The sequence below is a fragment of the Cytobacillus sp. IB215665 genome, assembly GCF_033963835.1.
Lineage (GTDB): Bacteria > Bacillota > Bacilli > Bacillales > SM2101 > Nanhaiella.
Genome location: NZ_JAXBME010000002.1, coordinates 273,916 through 292,968 on the forward strand (window position 1 = coordinate 273,916; position 19,053 = coordinate 292,968).

20 protein-coding genes are annotated in these 19,053 nt (G+C 35.1%); 19 read left to right on the forward strand and 1 reads right to left on the reverse strand.

What is annotated here, in order from left to right:
- Window positions 1–5: 5 nt before the first annotated feature.
- A complete protein-coding gene (gene mtaB, locus SLH52_RS03295) occupies window positions 6–1,364 on the forward strand; it encodes a tRNA (N(6)-L-threonylcarbamoyladenosine(37)-C(2))-methylthiotransferase MtaB (protein WP_320207865.1) in 1,359 nt (452 codons plus the stop codon).
- A gap of 345 nt (window positions 1,365–1,709) precedes the next feature.
- Here mtaB and SLH52_RS03300 read toward each other — a convergent pair whose 3' ends face one another.
- The gene (locus SLH52_RS03300) at window positions 1,710–2,651 is read right to left on the reverse strand and encodes a Na/Pi symporter (RefSeq protein ID WP_320207866.1); all 942 of its coding nucleotides are present in this window, start codon (window positions 2,649–2,651) and stop codon (window positions 1,710–1,712) included.
- 160 nt (window positions 2,652–2,811) lie between these two features.
- Here SLH52_RS03300 and rpsU point away from each other — a divergent pair, with 160 nt between their 5' ends.
- The 18 genes from rpsU to dnaG all read left to right on the forward strand — a co-directional run bounded on the left by rpsU (window position 2,812) and on the right by dnaG (window position 19,002).
- Window positions 2,812–2,985, forward strand: coding sequence for a 30S ribosomal protein S21 (gene rpsU / locus SLH52_RS03305; protein WP_003152957.1), 174 nt, complete (start codon window positions 2,812–2,814; stop codon window positions 2,983–2,985).
- Between the two features lie 14 nt (window positions 2,986–2,999).
- A complete protein-coding gene (locus SLH52_RS03310; RefSeq protein WP_320207867.1) occupies window positions 3,000–3,446 on the forward strand; it encodes a GatB/YqeY domain-containing protein in 447 nt (148 codons plus the stop codon).
- Window positions 3,447–3,583: 137 nt separating this feature from the next.
- On the forward strand, window positions 3,584–4,900 hold the full coding sequence (locus tag SLH52_RS03315) for a nodulation protein NfeD (RefSeq protein WP_320207868.1): 1,317 nt from the start codon (window positions 3,584–3,586) through the stop codon (window positions 4,898–4,900).
- A gap of 64 nt (window positions 4,901–4,964) precedes the next feature.
- A complete protein-coding gene (gene floA / locus SLH52_RS03320; protein WP_320207869.1) occupies window positions 4,965–5,963 on the forward strand; it encodes a flotillin-like protein FloA in 999 nt (332 codons plus the stop codon).
- A gap of 24 nt (window positions 5,964–5,987) precedes the next feature.
- A complete protein-coding gene (locus tag SLH52_RS03325; protein WP_320207870.1) occupies window positions 5,988–6,452 on the forward strand; it encodes a hypothetical protein in 465 nt (154 codons plus the stop codon).
- 61 nt (window positions 6,453–6,513) lie between these two features.
- The gene (gene yqfC, locus SLH52_RS03330) at window positions 6,514–6,798 is read left to right on the forward strand and encodes a sporulation protein YqfC (protein ID WP_320208053.1); all 285 of its coding nucleotides are present in this window, start codon (window positions 6,514–6,516) and stop codon (window positions 6,796–6,798) included.
- A 14-nt stretch (window positions 6,799–6,812) separates the two neighbouring features.
- Window positions 6,813–8,000, forward strand: coding sequence for a sporulation protein YqfD (yqfD, locus tag SLH52_RS03335; protein ID WP_320207871.1), 1,188 nt, complete (start codon window positions 6,813–6,815; stop codon window positions 7,998–8,000).
- Between the two features lie 3 nt (window positions 8,001–8,003).
- Window positions 8,004–8,966, forward strand: a complete 963-nt coding sequence (locus tag SLH52_RS03340) for a PhoH family protein (RefSeq protein ID WP_320207872.1) — start codon at window positions 8,004–8,006, stop codon at window positions 8,964–8,966.
- Window positions 8,967–9,395: 429 nt separating this feature from the next.
- Window positions 9,396–11,603 carry an HD family phosphohydrolase gene (locus SLH52_RS03345; RefSeq protein ID WP_320207873.1) on the forward strand — a complete coding sequence of 736 codons (2,208 nt, stop codon included), beginning with the start codon at window positions 9,396–9,398 and terminating at the stop codon, window positions 11,601–11,603.
- Window positions 11,600–12,070: an rRNA maturation RNase YbeY gene (ybeY, locus tag SLH52_RS03350; RefSeq protein WP_320207874.1), complete on the forward strand. Its 471-nt coding sequence runs from the start codon at window positions 11,600–11,602 to the stop codon at window positions 12,068–12,070. Before SLH52_RS03345 ends, ybeY begins: the two co-directional genes overlap by 4 nt.
- On the forward strand, window positions 12,054–12,431 hold the full coding sequence (locus tag SLH52_RS03355) for a diacylglycerol kinase family protein (protein WP_320207875.1): 378 nt from the start codon (window positions 12,054–12,056) through the stop codon (window positions 12,429–12,431). The genes ybeY and SLH52_RS03355 overlap by 17 nt, the downstream gene beginning before the upstream one ends.
- A gap of 107 nt (window positions 12,432–12,538) precedes the next feature.
- Window positions 12,539–13,447, forward strand: a complete 909-nt coding sequence (gene era, locus SLH52_RS03360) for a GTPase Era (protein WP_320207876.1) — start codon at window positions 12,539–12,541, stop codon at window positions 13,445–13,447.
- A 178-nt stretch (window positions 13,448–13,625) separates the two neighbouring features.
- Window positions 13,626–13,769, forward strand: a complete 144-nt coding sequence (locus SLH52_RS03365) for a YqzL family protein (RefSeq protein WP_320207877.1) — start codon at window positions 13,626–13,628, stop codon at window positions 13,767–13,769.
- Window positions 13,770–13,799: 30 nt separating this feature from the next.
- Window positions 13,800–14,552, forward strand: a complete 753-nt coding sequence (gene recO, locus SLH52_RS03370; RefSeq protein ID WP_320207878.1) for a DNA repair protein RecO — start codon at window positions 13,800–13,802, stop codon at window positions 14,550–14,552.
- Between the two features lie 126 nt (window positions 14,553–14,678).
- A complete protein-coding gene (locus SLH52_RS03375; protein ID WP_320208054.1) occupies window positions 14,679–15,320 on the forward strand; it encodes a helix-turn-helix transcriptional regulator in 642 nt (213 codons plus the stop codon).
- 42 nt (window positions 15,321–15,362) lie between these two features.
- Window positions 15,363–16,172 carry a pyruvate, water dikinase regulatory protein gene (locus SLH52_RS03380; RefSeq protein WP_320207879.1) on the forward strand — a complete coding sequence of 270 codons (810 nt, stop codon included), beginning with the start codon at window positions 15,363–15,365 and terminating at the stop codon, window positions 16,170–16,172.
- Between the two features lie 542 nt (window positions 16,173–16,714).
- Window positions 16,715–17,161, forward strand: a complete 447-nt coding sequence (locus SLH52_RS03385) for a YaiI/YqxD family protein (RefSeq protein ID WP_320208055.1) — start codon at window positions 16,715–16,717, stop codon at window positions 17,159–17,161.
- 35 nt (window positions 17,162–17,196) lie between these two features.
- On the forward strand, window positions 17,197–19,002 hold the full coding sequence (gene dnaG, locus SLH52_RS03390) for a DNA primase (protein WP_320207880.1): 1,806 nt from the start codon (window positions 17,197–17,199) through the stop codon (window positions 19,000–19,002).
- Window positions 19,003–19,053: the final 51 nt, after the last annotated feature.

The window sequence follows — 19,053 nt, forward strand, 5'->3', positions numbered from 1 at the left end:
TGAAGATGCCTTCAGTTGCGTTTCACACTCTTGGTTGTAAAGTTAACCATTATGAAACAGAAGCTATTTGGCAATTATTTAAAGAAGCAGGCTATGAGCGTATTGAATACGAACAGACTGCTGATGTTTATGTAATAAATACTTGTACTGTAACAAATACAGGTGATAAAAAAAGCAGACAGGTGATTCGTCGTGCTGTTAGAAGAAATCCAGATGCGGTCATATGTGTAACGGGTTGTTATGCGCAAACCTCTCCAGCAGAAGTTATGGCTATTCCTGGAGTCGATATTGTTGTCGGGACACAGGATCGTATAAAAATGCTGGATTATATTGAACAATATCAAGCTGAACGTCAACCGATTAATGGTGTTGGAAACATTATGAAAGCCCGTACTTATGAAGAGCTGGAAGTTCCAACATTTACCGATCGGACTAGAGCATCTTTAAAAATACAAGAAGGTTGTAATAATTTTTGTACATTTTGTATCATTCCTTGGGCACGTGGACTCATGCGTTCACGAAATCCACAGGAAGTAATTAAACAGGCACAGCAGCTCGTTGATGCTGGATATAAAGAGATTGTATTAACAGGTATTCATACGGGTGGATACGGCGAAGATATGAAAGATTATAATTTAGCAATGCTTTTACGTGAGCTTGATGAACAAGTAATAGGCTTAAAGCGTATTCGAATCTCCTCGATTGAAGCAAGCCAAATTACGGACGAAGTGATAGAGGTTTTAAATAAATCAGATAAAATAGTTCGTCACCTGCACGTTCCATTACAATCAGGTTCTGATACTGTCTTAAAACGTATGCGTAGAAAATATACGATGGAGCATTTTGGGGAAAGGTTAACAAAACTTAAAGAAGCCCTTCCAGGTCTTGCAATTACATCAGATGTGATTGTAGGATTCCCAGGAGAAACATCTGAAGAATTTATGGAGACATATAATTTTGTAAAAGAACATCGTTTCTCAGAACTTCATGTTTTTCCATATTCCAAGCGAACTGGAACACCAGCAGCTCGTATGGATGACCAAGTGAACGAACAAGTAAAAAATGAAAGAGTTCATCAATTAATAGCTTTATCAGATCAATTGGCAAAAGAGTATGCTTCTGATTTTGAAGGAGAAGTACTTGAGGTTATTCCTGAAGAGCGGTTAAAGGATGATCCTAGTGGTGAATTATATGTGGGCTATACAGATAATTATCTAAAAGTAATTTTGCCTGCGAATGATGAAATGATTGGCAAAATAGTCAAAGTGAAAATTACTAAAGCGGGTTATCCTTATAATGAAGGTCAATTCGTTAAAGTAATAGAAGACGACAATGTTATTAACAATATCAAGCTTTCTTCTTAAAAGTCCAGGTTATGCTGGACTTTTTTTGTTTAGGCCCATTCTTTTGTTAATATTGTGATTAAGCTAATCAGCATTTTAAAGATCAGCAAAGATGCCATGAAACTATAGTTGCATCCGTTTTTATTCTTTTGTACGAAAAAAACATTTAATGTGAATACAGCTTTTTTTAATTGTCTAGCACAGCGCCATCATAATATGTCCTTCATTGTCATTAACTTTAACCTTTGATGACGCTGATCAAGTGTGCACGGTTTTGTTAATTATGCAGCTTGATTGCGAATTCAGTTGTAACTGTGCCATATGATGGAAACAAACTGCAATAAAAGTAAACTTTAGTTATGGTCATTAAGCTATTTTTTTTGTGCTATGGATTCGAATAATAAATGAAGCAATTAGGCCAGTAAGTGGCAGGGCAATAAGAGAGCAAATAACATTAAAAATAACGCTAACATGAGCCAACTGAACATCAGGAATAGTCGTGAGGAGTTCAGCTATTGTACCTAGGCTTTTTATAAAAGGGTAGAAAATGGCTACACCTAATACATTCAACCAAATATGTGCATATGCAGTTAACTTTGCCTCATGACTAGCACCGATACTAGCTAAAAATGCAGTTATACATGTCCCGATATTTGACCCTAATATAATGGCGATTCCGGCCTGTAAACTTAAGACATTTTCATTCATAAAGCCCATAACAATCCCTGTTGTGGCAGTACTAGATTGAATAATTGCTGTCAAAAACGTCCCTAAACCTACGCCAAAAATACCACTCTTATTTGTGATCTCTAAAAAAGAATGTACAGAAGGTATGAGAGATAGGGGCTCCGCTAATTGCTCAAAGCCATTCATTGCGACGAATAAGCAGCCTAATCCAAATGCAATGGCTCCTGTACTAAATAGCTTAATATTGTTTGTAAATAAAAATAAAAATCCTAAAATAATGAGTGGCAAAATTGCTGCTTCTAAATCAATGGTTATGAATTCTGTAGTAAATGTTGTTCCGATATTTGTTCCTAGGATAATTCCGATAGACTGTTTAAAATTTATGTAGCCAGTTGCTACTAAGCCGATTGTTATGATCATAACTGCAGAACTACTTTGCAATAATGCAGTAACAACAATCCCGACAAGAAAACCGCTAAACGGATTTATTGTAAGTCTTTTGATAACATGTTTCATCTTTTCGTGTGAAATATTAAATAAACCTATCCGCATCACAGTCATTCCAAATAGAAATATTGATAAATAAACAGCAAATAATGAAATGATTTTTGCCATTGCCATGTAAATCACCTCTCCTATCACATTGTATGGACAAGGGTAACATTACATGACACCAATTTTGGTTGACCTTTAATACCGATTATACTATAATTGCAAAGTACATGTTTAATTACATGTTGTTTAGATTGTGAGTGGTTGTTTTCGGAGGGAGGGAAATAGAATGTCAAAAACTGTCGTTCGTAAAAACGAATCGCTTGAAGATGCTCTTCGTCGTTTCAAACGTTCGGTTTCTAAAACAGGTACGTTACAGGAAGCAAGAAAGCGTGAATTCTATGAAAAGCCAAGCGTAAAACGTAAGAAGAAGTCTGAAGCCGCTAGAAAGCGTAAATTCTAAAAGAGGGTGTAGTTATGGGTCTTCTTGAACGTTTAAATACTGATATGAAGCAAGCGATGAAAAATAAAGAAAAAGAAAAACTTTCCGTCATTAGGATGGTTAAGTCTTCACTTCAAAATGAAGCGATTAAACTAGGTAGTAGCCAACTATCTGAAGACGAGGAGTTAACTGTACTTTCTCGCGAATTAAAACAACGTAAAGACTCCCTCCAAGAATTTGATAAAGCTGGTCGTTCGGACCTGGTAGATAAACTGAAAGATGAAATTTCATTATTAGAAATTTATATGCCAAAGCAACTTTCAGAAGATGAAATTAAAGAAATAGTGAAAGAAACCATTGCTGCAGTGAATGCTTCTTCCAAAGCTGACATGGGTAAAGTAATGGGCGCGTTGATGCCAAAGGTCAAAGGTAAGGCCGATGGTTCACTTGTGAATAATGTTGTACAACAATTTCTTTCTTAATAAAACAGCACCCGATGGTAGGTGCTGTTTTTTAAATTCTTTTCCATTACTGAAACTTTTTTATATCGTAAACGTATAAGAATACATAAGTAATTTCAAAATTAAATAGGCTAAAATTAGAAAGGAGGGTCTATAAAATGAGAAGAATACGTTTACCATTCTTTGTTATGATGTTATTTACAGCAGTTATTCTATCTTTTATCCCTATGAAAGGCTCCACTAGTGGGGAACTGGTCTATGTTATCCCTGTGGAAGACACTGTAGAGAAAGGTTTATATGCATTCATTGATCGTTCAATTTCTGAAGCAGAGGAAGCTGGGGCAGATTTAATCATATTAGAAATAAATACCCCTGGTGGGGCGGTGGATGCTGCTGGAAAAATTGGAAAACGAATTAGTTCTACAGATGTTCCGATTGTGGCATATGTAAATATTCATGCTCTATCAGCAGGTGCATATATTGCATTGAATGCAGATGAAATTTATATGAGTCCAACTGCCTCTATGGGGGCTGCAGCGGTCATAACAAGTGATGGTAATGCAGCAGACGAAAAGGCTCAATCATCATGGAATACATCGATGGAAGGAGCTGCGGCTTTGAACAGTCGTGACCCTATATACGCGATCGCTATGGCTGATAAAGAGGTTGATCTCCCAGAGTATAATGCAGAGAAAGGAAAGCTGTTAACTTTAACAGCTGATCAAGCCTATGAAGTGAAGTATGCTGAAGGAATCGTAAATAATCGCTCAGAGCTAACGCAAATATTTGGTTTTGACAATCCAGAGATTGTGGAAACAAAAGTCAGTTTGGCAGAAAATATCGCGAGATTTATAACTAATCCGGTTGTTGTCCCAATCTTACTATCAATCGGCAGCATTGGCTTGTTAGTTGAGTTATACTCACCGGGATTTGGTGTACCGGGCTTAATGGGGGCGTCGAGTTTATTATTGTTTTTCTACGGCCATTTTGTAGCAGGCCTTGCAGGAATGGAAGCAATTATCTTCTTTTTTGCTGGCGTTGTGCTTATTATTTTAGAATTTTTTGTCCCGGGGGGAATATTAGGGATGATTGGTTTTGGATCAATTCTTACTAGCTTATTTTTAGCGACGGACGACGTTGGACACATGGCGGTATCGTTACTAATTGCGATTTTTGTTACAATATTAGCCTCAATTCTATTATTTAAGGTGTTTGGCAAAAAAATACGTATTTTTAACAGAATTATCCTAAGGGATTCTACAAATAGTGATGAAGGCTATATAACGAATAAGAATAGAAATGATTTGATTGGAAAAGAAGGTTATACAACTACTGTACTCCGTCCTTCGGGAACTGTTGTGATTGATAATGAACGCCTAGATGTTGTCACTGAAGGTGGTTATATCGATAATAATAAAAAAATTAAAGTGATTAAAACAGAAGGAGCTCGTATTGTAGTTAGAGAAATAGTATAGAATGCAATTATAAAATGTTGTATAAAGTAATAAGAACGATAATATATCAAGGAGGAATATGTTTATGCAATTTGATGCTGGAACTATTTTAGTATTGTTAGCTGTAGCACTTGTCATAATTGTTTTAGCCGTATTATTTACGTTTGTTCCAATTATGCTCTGGATATCTGCTCTAGCTGCAGGTGTAAGAGTAAGTATTTTCACTTTAATCGGAATGAGGTTACGTCGAGTTATCCCGTCAAGGGTCATCAATCCATTAATTAAAGCAGTAAAGGCTGGCTTAAATGTTAGTACAAATCAATTGGAGAGCCACTATTTAGCAGGAGGTAACGTAGATAGAGTTGTGAACGCTCTTATTGCCGCACAGCGTGCGAATATAGAGCTGTCATTTGAACGTTGTGCTGCGATAGATCTAGCTGGTCGTGACGTATTAGAAGCAGTTCAAATGAGTGTTAACCCTAAAGTAATTGAAACACCATTTATTGCGGGTGTTGCGATGGATGGCATCGAAGTAAAAGCGAAAGCACGTATTACAGTGCGTGCAAACATTGATCGCTTAGTCGGTGGTGCTGGAGAAGATACAGTTATAGCCCGTGTAGGTGAAGGGATTGTAAGTACAATCGGTTCGTCAGGTAATCATAAAAAAGTTTTAGAAAACCCAGATTTAATTTCTCAAACAGTGTTAGCGAAAGGTCTAGATTCAGGAACTGCATTTGAAATCTTGTCGATTGATATTGCCGATATTGATATCGGTAAAAATATTGGGGCAGAGTTGCAAATAGATCAAGCTGAAGCAGATAAAAATATTGCCCAAGCTAAGGCGGAAGAACGAAGAGCTATGGCTGTTGCCAAGGAGCAAGAGATGACGGCTCGTGTTCAAGAAATGCAAGCTAAAGTTGTTGAAGCCGAAGCCGAGGTTCCTCTCGCTATGGCAGATGCATTACGGACAGGTAAGCTTGGAGTCATGGATTACATGAGTCTAAAAAATATAGATGCTGATACAAATATGAGAGACTCTATAGGAAAGCTTACTGACGATCAAGATGAAGATGAACAATCGTAGCGTTCATGATGGGGGTGACTCCTAATGGAGCAAATTATAGATTTCTTCATATCAAATATAGTTTTATTAGTGATTTTGTTTGGTGTGTTTTCTAGAATATTTAAAGGTTTTTCATCAGGGGCTTCTAATTCAAAAAGAACTTCATCAACAAATGAACCAAAGCCTGTTATTTTTAATGAAGTGGAAGACATGCATAATCCTCAAGCAAGTACTGTGGAACGCGAAAATGAAGTTGCTGAGTCAAAAGTAGATTTATATCATCAATTAAAAGAAGTTGTTAGGGAACGAAACAATCAATCAATAGAAAAAACTGAACCAATACAGAGGAAAAGCGTGAAACAGGTGAAGAAGGAAAATCAGCTGTTGATAACGAAAAAAAGTGTTGTGCAAGGAGTAATTTTTAGCGAAATTCTTGGACCTCCGCGAGGGAAAAAACCATATCAGCCAATTTCACACCGTTCACAGTCGAAAATGGGTCAATCTAGATAAGAAATTATAGTGATAGAACCCCCTTTTAACTCATAAACATGAGTTGAAAGGGGGTTCTTTTATTATGAAGAAATTGCGGCATCAAATGAGAAATTGGCTTACAAATAAACTAGAACTACCCGCAGATGTGACGATGGATCTTCCCCGCATAACAATGATTGGACAATTACACATTTATATTGAAAACCACCGGGGATTGCTTTCATTTTCTGATGATGAACTGCGATTATTGTTAAAGCAAGGTCAACTGCTCGTAAAAGGAGAGTCCTTTGTAATTAAAATGATACAACCAGAGGAGCTCTTATTGGAAGGGAAAATTGAACAAGTTACATATATTAATGATTAATTAAGGGGGAAAAAATGAAAAATCAGTGGTTGAACTTTATGACTGGTGTTATTCAAGTAAATGCTAAAGGCAAAGGTATTGAAAGATTTATAAATCAATGTATTCAAAATGATATAAATATATGGAATGTCAAGAGACAGGGAACAGAGTCAGTTACTTTTTTTATGTTACTGAAAGATGTTAGTAAGGTAAGACGAGTTGTAAGAACATTTGACTGTAAGCTTTTTTTTATCCAAAAAGTTGGACTACCTTTCCTAATAAAAAAAGTACTTACAAATAGTGGTTTTTTACTTGGACTATTACTTTTTTTTGTCATTATGATTCTGTTATCGAATATCGTCTGGCAGATTGAAATTGATGGCGCTCAACCTCAAACTGAGCATCAAATTTATCAACATTTAGATGAAATGGGTGTTAAAAAAGGGAAATTACAATTTCTCCTTGAAGATGTCGATGTTATTCAACAGCAGTTAACAAACAATATTGATTCAATTACTTGGATTGGTGTAGAACTAAGGGGTACTACATATCATTTTCAAGTAGTTGAAAAGGAAGAACCAGAAGAACCAGAACAAATTGGTCCTCAACACTTAGTAGCAAAAAAAGAATCAGTAATTACTAAGATGTTTGTAGAAGAAGGTCAGGCTATTGTTGAAATCAATCAACATGTCAATAAAGGAGAATTACTAGTAAGTGGAATGATCGGAAAAGAAGATAATACTCAAATAGTCGCTGCACGTGGAAAGGTATATGGTGAAACTTGGTATCGGGCAACAGTGAAAACACCGTTATCCCAAACAATACATGTACTTACTGGTAATTCAAAGTCAAAACATCTAATATCATTTGGGGGTATAACCCTTCCATTTTGGGGATTTGCTAAAAATGACTATCGGAATTATGAAACATACGAAACAACAAAAGATCTTCATTTATTAAATTGGAAGCTGCCAGTATCATATATGAAAAATGTGATAAGGGAAACAGAGACAGTTGAAAGAGTCTATTCAGTGAAGGAAGCAAAAGAACTGGCAATTGAATCTGCACGAACAGAATTGCAAACTAAACTTGACGAAGATGCAACTATAAAAGAAGAAAAAGTTTTGCACGAAACGAATGAGAATGGTAAATTAAAGGTAGAAATTATTTACACAGTAATAGAAAATATCGCAATTGAGAAGCCAATCATTCAAGGAGATTAAATAATGTCAGAAGCGTTAGTAACGATAAAACAACAAGTAAAAAACGCAAATGAAGCCATTTCATTATTTGGTATTCATGATACTAACTTAAAGCGTATTGAAGAAGAACTGCAAGTAACGATTGTAACTCGTGGTGAAACAGTAAGTGTATCTGGTGACAATGAGAATGTAAAACAAGCGGATGAGATTCTAACACAGTTATTGAAGCTAATTAGAAATGGTATTCAAATTGGTGAACGAGATGTTTTATATGCCATTCAACTAAGTAAAAAAGGCACGCTAGAATATTTTGATGAACTTTTTAAAGAGGAAATTGCTGTAACAGTAAAAGGCAAATCAATTCGCGTGAAAACTCTCGGACAGCGTCACTATATCTCATCAATTAAGAATAATGATATGGTGTTTGGTATTGGACCAGCAGGGACAGGGAAAACGTATTTAGCAGTAATCATGGCAGTGAACGCATTAAAAAATGGACATGTCAAAAGAATCATACTTACTCGACCTGCTGTAGAAGCAGGGGAGAATCTTGGATTTCTACCTGGAGATTTACAAGAGAAGGTAGATCCATATTTGAGACCATTGTATGATGCTCTCCATGATGTTTTAGGAGTTGAACATACCGTTAGATTAATTGAGAGAGGGATTATAGAAATCGCCCCGTTAGCATATATGAGAGGTAGAACATTAGACGATGCATTTATTATATTGGACGAAGCTCAAAATACAACACCTGCTCAAATGAAAATGTTTTTAACTAGATTAGGCTTCGATTCAAAAATGGTGATTACTGGAGATATTTCTCAAGTAGATTTACCTAAAGGAGTAACATCAGGTTTGGCCATTGCAAAGGAAATTTTGGAGAATATTAAAGGGGTTTCTTTTGTTTTTCTAGAACAATCAGATGTAGTACGACACCCTTTAGTGAGTAGAATTATTACAGCATACGACAAAGCCAATTTATAAAGCTCTTGACCCTTGCAAATGAATGTATGGGTCAATTTCCTATATATATTCTATGCTTTATTTTACTTGCAATGAATGATGTGAAAATGGTTGTTCAGTAACATTATTATTCTAAATAAGACATACAACAGCGATATCAGGTTTTCATCGTTCAGTTAAGGATAAGAAGGTAAGGGACGCTAGTTGAATCGTGTTAAGCCTTAGTATGATGCTGTTTTCGCAAAGATTTTTGTTTTACGTATAAAAACATAAACACGTATACAGCTAGATTTCGTGCCATCTTTTCTACTAACGATGACTGTATATTAAAACGTCATCTCTATCTTCTAGTTTAGGAACTATAGCAACAGAGTTTACGAAAAGACCCTAGTAAGAAAAATAACATTGCGGCAAAAGCAGCTTTTCTAACAAAGGAGGGGAGCAGAATTCATGAAATTAATCGAATATATGAAAAAACTTCTAACATTGCTGAAAGAATATAAGTTTGTTCATATCGGTTTTTATGTTGTTATAGCAGCGGTTATATTTTTAGCTTTATATAGTAACGTAGAGCCAAAGAAGTACAATATCCAATTACACAGTGATGCAGAACAAACGATATACTCCCCGAAAACGATAGAAGATAAAGAAATGACTGAGCGAAAAAGAAAGGAAGCTGCTGGAGAGGTACAGGATGTATTCTTACAAAAAAAAGAATATGAAGAAAATAGCGTAGATGTAATTTCTGACTTTTTTTCTTGGATTGATGAAGTCAATGGCGAATTAAACGAAAAATATGCAAATATTAGAGCGGTTATTGAAAACGAAGAAGGCATAGAAAATGAAGAAGTTGAATTAGAGCCACAACGCTTAGAACCGACTGATGAAGAAAAAATAGAGTTGCTCAAAACAAAGATGCCAGAAGATATAGTCAATCTGTTTTCAGATCAGGAGATCGAGGTCCTATTTCAAGCTACACCTGAGCAATTAACAAATGCTCAAGAGAAAGCTATTACAGTAGTGCAAAATATTATGAGTGAAGAGCTCCGTACTAATGAAATAGAGAGTGCAAAAAGACAAGCAGAGAATGAATTACAGTACCTTAATGTTAAATCTTCGTTAAGAAATACTATATCCAAGTTAGTGAAATTCGTCATTATTCCTAACATGATTTATGATGTTGAAGCTACCGAGGAAAAGCGGGAACAGGCAAGAAATGCAGTGGAGCCCGTGATGATTATACAAGGTCAAATTATTGTAGAGGAAGGAGAGCTGATAACTCAAGATATCATTAGAAAGCTTGAAGTAATTGATTTAGTACAAAATAAACGTTCTTTTCAGCCTTTTATAGGGCTTGGCTTAATGATTGGTTTGATGTTAGCAGCAGTTGCATATCATTTCTTTAGAGATGAAAGTAAAAGGTCAAATAAGAATGTGGACTTATTGTTATATACAATCATATTCACTATAACGATTTTGTTAATGAAAGGAACTAGTTTACTACATCAGTTTGGATGGTCAGATATTGGTTATTTAACTCCAATTGCTGTAGGCCCTTTGTTAATCAAGGTGTTGATAAATGATCGCTTAGCGGTATTAACTAGTACGATATTTGCTGTGTGCGGTAGTATTATGTTTAACGAAGGAGTTATTGGTTCTTTTAACTTTTCGATTGGTGTTTACTTTTTATGTAGTGGCTTAGTAGGTGTGTTTTTCTTAGATCGAATTAACCGTCGTGCAAAAATTCTTCAATCTGGTCTATTCATTTCGGTAATTAATATTATTGTAATTACATCAATCATGTTACTGAAAAACGGACAATATTCTTTATTGGAAATAGGAATTTACGTAGCAATGGCGATATTTTCAGGTCTCTCAGCAGCTGTTCTCACAATCGGGATTATGCCATTTTTAGAAGCAGGTTTTGGCATACTTTCGACGATAAAACTTATAGAGCTGTCAAATCCAAACCATCCTTTGTTAAGGAAAATACTAGTGGAAACTCCAGGGACATATCATCATAGTGTAATGGTTGCAAATCTATCTGAGGCTGCATGTGAAGCGATTGGTGCAAATGGTTTATTAGCTAGAGTCGGTTCATATTACCATGACATAGGAAAGACGAAAAGACCTCAGTTTTTTATTGAAAATCAAATGAATATCGAAAACCCTCATAACAATATTGCCCCGCAGCTGAGTAAAAATATAATCATTGCACATGCAACAGAAGGGGCAGAAATGTTAAGGAAACACAAGTTACCTACTGAAATTGTGGATATAGCAGCACAGCATCATGGAACATCATTAATAAAGTATTTTTATCATAAAGCTCAACAGCAATCTGAAATTCCTATATCAGAAGAAGAGTTTCGCTATCCAGGGCCAAAGCCACAAACGAAGGAAGCTGCCATTATAGGAATTGCAGATAGTGTAGAAGCAGCAGTACGCTCGCTGACAAATCCAAGTTCAGCAGAAATTCAAAAGCTTATTAAGAATATCATTGCAGATCGATTACAAGATGGGCAGCTGAACAGTTGCGATTTAACTTTGAAAGAGCTTGATGTTGTTTCATCATCTCTATGTGAAACTTTAAAAGGGATATTCCACTCAAGAATTGAATATCCAGAAGCAACGAGACAGAAGGTGAAAGAGGCATGAGTTTAATTATCGATTTTATTGATGAAACAAAAAAGGTGAGAGACGGACATCAAAACTTGGTGGAAGACATCTTACAATTTGTAGCAACAAGAGAAAATATTGATGACGGAGCAGAATTATCAATTACATTTGTTAGTAATAAGCGCATACAAGAAATTAATAGAGAGTATAGAAATAAAGATCAACCGACTGACGTTATTTCATTTGCTATGGAAGAAATGGGGGAGGATGAAATCGAAATTACAGGTATAGAACTTCCTGTGGTGCTAGGAGATATTATCATTTCAACGACCAAAGCAAAAGAACAGGCTGAGGAATATGGACATTCATTTGAGAGGGAGCTCGCTTTTTTATCAGTTCACGGATTATTGCATTTGCTTGGCTATGATCACGAGACTGAAGAAGAAGAAGTAATTATGTTTACTAAACAAAAGGAAATACTTGAACAATATGGGCTATCGAGATAGAAATAACAATAAATTTAGAAACAGTTTGTTGTTTGCGATAAATGGTATTAGACATGTAGCTAGTAAGGAAAGAAATTTTAAAATTCATATTAATATCGCAATTATTGTGTTGTTTTTAGGATTATTTGTTGGACTTTCTCCAATTGAATGGGTAGCAATAATCATTACGATAGGCATAATGTTGAGTCTGGAAATGGTAAATACAGCAATTGAAAGAACAGTTGACTTAATTACGAATGATTACCATCCATTAGCTAAACTTGCCAAGGATATTTCAGCTGGAGCAGTTTTGCTTTTTGCGATTATTTCCGTTATGATTGGAATACTTATTTTTCTGCCAAAACTTATATTATTTTTATAAGCGGCGCTTGCGCATTTCGAACTCTATCCCCTCGAGTCACATTTGATGCACTCGGGGTTATCGTTTTGTATGTTTCTTACTATTTTATGACATCTTGGAGGATTTTGATGAATACTACAAAATATCATTCAGGCTTTGTATCAATCATTGGTAGGCCGAATGTTGGAAAATCAACTTTTATAAATCAAGTAATTGGTCAGAAGATTGCAATTATGAGTGATAAACCTCAGACGACACGTAATAAAATCCAAGGGGTTTATACGGAAGATCACAGTCAAATTATTTTTATTGATACACCAGGAATACATAAACCGAAACATAAGCTTGGCGATTTCATGATGAAGGTAGCGCAGGATACTTTAAGAGAAGTTGATATCGTCCTATTTATGGTAAACGCTGTTGAAGGAATTGGTCGTGGTGATGAATATATTATTGAAAGATTACAATTGGTGAATACGCCAGTCTTCCTTGTTGTAAACAAAATAGATGAAATCCATCCTGATGACTTGTTGCCGTTAATTAAGCAATATGAAACGAAATATTCATTTAAAGAAATTGTTCCAATTTCTGCCTTACAAGGTAGTAACGTCGAAACTCTGCTAGATCAAATTAAAAAACATTTACCTGAAGGGCCTCAGTATTATCCAGAAGATCAGGTAACAGATCATCCTGAAAGATTTATTATTGCTGAGTTAATTAGAGAAAAGGCACTACATTTAACAAGAGAAGAGATTCCACATTCCATTGCAGTAGTAATAGACGGTATTCAGCGAAGAGAGAACAATAATGCCATTTATATTAGTGCAACGATAATAGTGGAAAGAAGTTCTCAAAAAGGGATAGTCATTGGAAAGCAAGGAAAGATGCTAAAAGAAATTGGAAAAAGGGCAAGACATGACATTGAAACATTATTAGGCACGAAAGTGTTTTTAGAGCTCTGGGTTAAAGTTCAAAAAGATTGGCGCAACAAATTGACACACATTCGAGACTTTGGTTTTAATGAAGAAGATTATTAATGATTTCGATTTGGACAAGTTGTCATCCTGGACTTTTTCCCATAAAATATAGGGGTAGACGTTTGAGAAACACCTTTTAACAAAATTTGTGTAACATGATATTGGCAGGAGTGCTCACCCTAAACATAGGGATTGGAAGTTATATGCTAGCGTGTATCATCAGAAAGGTGGGATTCTTATGTTAGATTTTACCTGGAGTATATTTAGTCAAACAGGTAACATTGATACGTACCTTCTTTTTAAGGAATTAGAGAAGGAAAACGATGGAGGACCCGAAGACAAAGAGAATGACCTAGCAAAACTAGATTTTCCAATGTCGTGATCTGCCTGATTTTTTGGTGGTGGACAAAACTTGTTACAAAAGTATGAAGGAATTGTTATTCGAACAAATGAATATGGTGAAACAAACAAAATTGTTACTCTATTTACTAGGGAAGCAGGTAAAATTGGAGTAATGGCTAGAGGAGCAAAGAAGCCTAATAGTCGTCTAGCCTCAATTACTCAATTATTTACTTATGGCCATTTCTTAATACAAAAAGGAAGTGGTCTAGGCAACCTTCAACAAGGAGAAGCAAGCTCATCATTACGAGCTATTCGTGAAGACATATTTCGTACTGCATATGCGTCATATATTGTAGAGCTGACTGATAAAAGTACGGAAGATCTAAAAGCAAACCCTTTTTTATTTGAATTACTTTATCAAACTCTCAACTATATGAATGAGGGAGAAGATTTAGAAATATTAACCTTCATTTACGAAATGAAAATTTTACAAGTATTAGGGTTACATCCGGTGTTAGATCATTGTGCCATTTGCCATAATAGTGAAGGGCAGTTTGCTTTTTCTATAAAAGAAGGTGGTTTAATCTGTCATAGGTGTTATGGAAAAGATGTTCATCATTTGAAGGTATCGCAGGCTACGGTAAGATTATTACGACTTTTTTACTATTATGATCTAAGTAGATTAGGCAGGATTTCTGTTAAAACTGAAACTAAGCAACAATTAAATACGATCATAGCTGCATACTATGATGAATACTCAGGGCTAGCGTTAAAATCAAAAAGATTTTTAAATCAATTAGACAACTTGAAAAATAAACTATAATGTATTTAACATCAGCCTATTGTATTAAAACATACAGTAGGTTTTTTCAAAGCTACCAACTTAGTATATAATATCTTGTAGTAACAAACTACATAGGAGTATATATCGCGATTGCTAAAATTAAAGGTGGTGATTACAATCGAATTAAGTAAACGACAGGAGCAAATACTACGAATTGTTAAGGATAATGGACCTATCACCGGTGAACATATTGCAGACCAATTAAATTTAACAAGAGCGACATTACGGCCTGACTTAGCTATATTAACAATGGCTGGTTACTTAGAAGCAAGACCTCGTGTTGGCTATTTTTATACAGGAAAGACTGGTTCACAGCTGTTGAGCGATAAAATAAAGAAAATCTTAGTTAAGGATTACCAATCAATTCCTGTTGTAGTTAATGAAGGTGTGTCGGTGTATGATGCTATTTGTACAATGTTTTTAGAAGATGTTGGTACACTGTTCGTAGTAGATGATAACACTTCACTCGTTGGTGTTTTATCAAGGAAGGATTTACTTAGAGCTAGTATCGGTAAACAAGAGTTGACAACAATTCCTGTTAATATTATTATGACAAGAATGCCGAATATAACGATGTGTAAAAGAGATGACTTAATGATAGATGTTGCTAGAATATTAATTGAAAAGCAAATTGATGCATTACCAGTCATAAAAGAAACAGACAAAGGGTATGAAGTAATCGGTAGAATTACGAAAACAAATATGACAAAGGTACTTGTAGCAATAGAGGAAGATGAATTAATATAAACAATTTGTAAGTCTATTAATATACTGAAATGGGGGAATAGGATGAATAACCCACAAATATATGTAGTATCTGATTCTGTAGGAGAAACAGCAGAACTTGTTGTAAAAGCGGCTATATGCCAGTTTAGCAACACGAACATTGAAATTAAGCGAGTGCCATATGTTGAGGATACGTCTACTCTTACCGAAGTACTTTCACTAGCAAAAATGAATAATGCAATTATTGCTTATACGTTAGTTATTCCAGAAATGCGTACGTTTTTGATTGAAGAAGCAGCGCGTGAAGGTGTTGTAATTTATGATATTATTGGTCCACTTATAGATAAAATGCAAATTGCTTATGATACGAAACCTCGCCAAGAACCAGGTATGGTTAGAAAGCTAGATGATGAGTACTTTAAGAAAGTTGAAGCTATTGAGTTTGCTGTAAAGTATGATGATGGAAGGGACCCTCGAGGCATTTTAAGAGCTGATATTGTCTTAGTTGGTGTGTCACGCACTTCCAAAACTCCATTATCACAATATTTAGCTCATAAACGTTTAAAGGTGGCAAATGTACCAATCGTACCTGAAGTTGACCCTCCTGACGAACTATTTCAAGTACCTGCTAATAAATGCTTTGGGTTAAAAATAAGCTCTGAAAAGTTAAACTATATAAGAAAAGAGCGTTTGAAGTCTCTGGGGCTGAATGATAAAGCGATTTACGCAAATATAGATAGAATAAATGAAGAGTTATGCTATTTCGATAATATTATTACCAACATTGGTTGTGATGTTATTGATGTAACGAATAAAGCGGTAGAGGAAACCGCAAATACAATTTTAAACATCTATAATAATCGTACAATTTAGCGCATACACTTTTCAGTGATATGTGCTTTAGTATATTCAACCCAGGGGGTTGGTGAATTCATATATATGGTCTTTTCGCAAACTTTATTGAATCGCAACATGTGGTTTTATATGTTTGTCATCGTTGTAGAACAGAAAAGATGCCACACTTTATGTGCTAACTGTTTTTAAAGATGAAAAGGCCACTAAGTGTTATTGAATATGTGTTTAGTTTTAATATGAAAACAACAATCAAGACGAAAGTAGCAATAAAGTTTATTGTTATTTTTTTCATGCTTAAACTTGATTTATATTTGCTTTATTTGTATAGCCAATCATTGAACTTTATATTATAATAAAAAATTGTGATAAAAAAGGTTTAGAGTTTGGTTATTACGAATAAACTATTTATTGTAAGTTGTCAAGGGGTAAACTTAAAAATAATTCGACAAAGAAAAAGTAACAAATTTGTTACTTTTGTATTTATGATAAGGAGTATCTATGAAAAGAAGGAATCCTCGGAGTGATGTAGAATAGAGAGATATAGTAAAAAAGTTGTAAGGATCTTTGTAGATGCTGATTCTTGTCCAGTAAAATCAGAAATTGTTGAAGTTGCAAAAAATTATGTCGCAGAAGTAACCTTTATCGCATCGTATGCACATGTCTCAGAAACTGACCTTGGAGCTAAGTGGGTCTTTGTTGATTCAGATAAAGAGGCAGTGGATTTACATATCATGAACAAAGTATGTGCAAATGATGTTGTCGTTACACAAGATCATGGATTGGCGAGTATTCTACTTCCGAAAGGTGTAGTTGTCATATCTCCACGTGGAAAAATCTTTCATGAAAACAACATGGATTTAATGCTACAGCTTCGGTATATTTCAGCAAAAGAACGGAGAGCCGGACACCACACAAAAGGTCCAAAAGCGTTTTCATCAAATGATCGTAACTATTTTATCAAATCTTTTAAAAAAATTTTGTCGAAACTTGCAGGAATTAAATCATAAATAGAGAATAACTTTATCACACGGAGATGTTAGTTATGGGAAATCGAATTCCCGAAGAAGTTATCCAACAATTACATCACTCAACAGACATCGTTGATTTAATAAGTGAATATGTACAATTGAAGAAGCAAGGGAGAAACTATTTCGGACTTTGCCCATTCCATGGAGAAAAATCGCCTTCTTTTTCGGTCTCTCCAGAAAAGCAAATTTACCATTGTTTTGGATGCGGAGCTGGAGGAAATGCTTTTTCTTTTTTAATGGAACTTGAAGGTCTTTCCTTTGTAGAGGCAGCAGAACGGCTTGCAGCAAAGGTAGATGTTGATGTAACCAAATACACAACTGCTCCTATTGAAGTGGCAAAATCTAATGAGAGCTCTAAAATGCTTGAAGCGCATGACTTATTGAAAAAATTCTATCATCATTTACTTGTTAATACAAAAGAAGGTCAAGACGCCTTGGATTATTTGCTTAATCGAGGCATTACGAAAGAGATGATAGAAAAATTTGAGATTGGGTATGCCCTAGATTCTTGGGATTTCATTTCAAAGTTTCTGATGAAAAGAGGATTTTCCGCCATACTATTAGAAAAAGCAGGATTAATTGTTAAAAAGGACGCCGAAGGTTCATTTTATGACAGGTTCCGTAACCGTATTATGTTTCCGATATATGATCACCAGGGGCGTGTAGTAGCATTCTCTGGAAGGGTGCTTGGAAATGAAAAACCAAAGTATTTAAATAGTCCAGAAAGCTCTATTTTTAACAAAAGAAAACTATTGTATAACTTTCATCAATCAAGGTTGCATATAAGAAAGCAACAGCATGTTATTCTTTTTGAAGGGTTTGGAGATGTAATAGCTGCAAATAAGTGTGGAATTGAACATTCAATTGCAACGATGGGAACATCTTTAACTGATGAGCAAGCAAGGATAATAAGAAGAAATGTTGAATCAATTACGATTTGTTATGATTCTGATAATGCAGGAATCGAAGCATCCTTTCGTGCTTCAAAGCTATTATCTGATGAAGGATGCTTTGTGAAGATTGCGCAAATGCCTGAAGGCTTTGACCCTGATGACTACATTCAAAAATATGGATCAGAAAAATTTAATACCGATGTAATAGGGGCAAGTGTTTCGTTAATGTCATTTAAAATGCAATATTTAAGAAGAGGCAAAAACCTTCAAGATGAAGGGGAGCGCATGCGTTATATAGATGAAGTACTTAAGGAAATAAGCATTGTAGATAAGGCGGTTGAACGTGACCACTATATAAGGCAGCTATCTAGTGAGTTTTCTATATCATTAGACGCATTGCAGCAACAATTAAGTCAACTTCAAAAACAGGGACATCGTAAAAAGGATAACCATACATGGAATAGTAATAAAATATCATTTAGAACTCATACTCAGACAAAACTATTACCTGCATTTCAAAATGCAGAACGTTTCCTAATTGCACATATGCTTCGTAATAAGGACATTGCTTTTAAAGTTCAACAAACAATACAAGGCGACTTTAACATTGAGGAACATAGGGCAATAATTACTTATCTGTATGCATTTTATGAGGAAGGAAATGACGCTGACGTTAGCTCGTTCATCCAACGTGTCCAAAATGGAAACCTTCAAAAAACAGTATCAGAAATTGCAATGTTGGCTATTAATGATGATGTATCAGAGCAAGAGCTTACTGATTATATAAACCATGTATTAACATATCCAAAACTTTTGAAACTAAAGGAAAAAGAGTTAGAAAAACAAAATGCCGAACAGCAAAAAGATTTTGTGAAGGCTGCAACCATTGCGAACGAAATTATACAAATATCAAGATCTCTTAAATAGGGACTTATTGTATAACTAGTTCCTCGTGATAAGCTTGGAAGGAGGGGGACA